The sequence below is a fragment of the Mesorhizobium sp. M7A.F.Ca.ET.027.03.2.1 genome, assembly GCF_003999175.1.
Taxonomy (GTDB): Bacteria; Pseudomonadota; Alphaproteobacteria; order Rhizobiales; family Rhizobiaceae; genus Mesorhizobium.
The window spans coordinates 1-948 of record NZ_RZOM01001554.1 but is presented as its reverse complement, the minus strand read 5'-3'; the positions used below and the strand labels follow the sequence as shown (position 1 = coordinate 948).

At 63.9% G+C, this 948-nt stretch carries 1 protein-coding gene; it reads left to right on the top strand.

Translation table 11 applies throughout. The annotated features are described in order from the left end of the window. Positions 1-103 precede the first annotated feature (103 nt). On the top strand, positions 104-948 hold an 845-nt coding region (gene flgK / locus EN750_RS36380; RefSeq protein WP_127399420.1), incomplete at its 3' end, for a flagellar hook-associated protein FlgK.

Genomic DNA, 948 nt, shown 5'->3' with positions numbered 1-948 from the left:
CAGCTACACCGCCAATTCGAAAGTCTTCCAGACCGGTTCCGATCTGATGGACGTCCTTGTCAACCTGAAGAGATAAGACGGGCGTCGCCCGCGAAAGACCCGCATGTCACTGTCTACCGCATTGAGTATCGCCCAGTCGGCGCTTATGAACACCGCGCGACAGACAAGCGTTGTCTCGCGCAACGTCGCCGACGCCTCCAACCCGGACTATTCGCGGCGCCAGGCCGTCGTCACCAGCACGGCGCCGGGCGCGCGTTCGGTCGATATCCAGCGCGCAGCCAACGAGCTTTTGTTTCGCCAGAATCTCGGCGCGCTATCGGCTTGGAGCGGGCAGAACGCGCTCTACAGCGGCATGGATCAGCTGGGCGTCGCGGTCAATGGCGTCGACAATGCGTCCTCGCCCTCGACCGCGATCGCCAACCTGCAGCAGGCGCTGCAGCTCTACGCCACCTCGCCGTCGAACCAGAACCTCGGCGCCTCGGTCATCGACGCCGCCAAACAGGTCGTGCGCTCGCTCAACGAGGGCTCCAAGGCAGTCCAGGATTTCCGCACCCAGACCGACGGCCAGATCGCCACCGCCGTCGATGACCTGAACTCGCTGCTCAGCCAGTTCCAGGATGCCAACACGGCGGTCATGTCCGGAACCCGTTCCGGCACCGACGTTTCCGATGCGCTCGACCAGCGCGACGCGCTTTTGAAGAAGATTTCGAACTATGTCCCAGTGTCGACCTTCACACGAGGCGACAATGACATGGTCATCACCACCGGCGACGGCACGACTTTGTTCGAGACGATACCGCGCACGGTCACCTTCGCGGCGTCGGCAGGCTATACCGCGGGTGCCGCCGGCAATGCCGTTTACATCGACAACGTGCCGATCTCGGCGGGAGCCGGCGGCAACACCAGCGCCAGCGGCACGCTTGCCGGCCTGCTGCAATTGCGCGACGG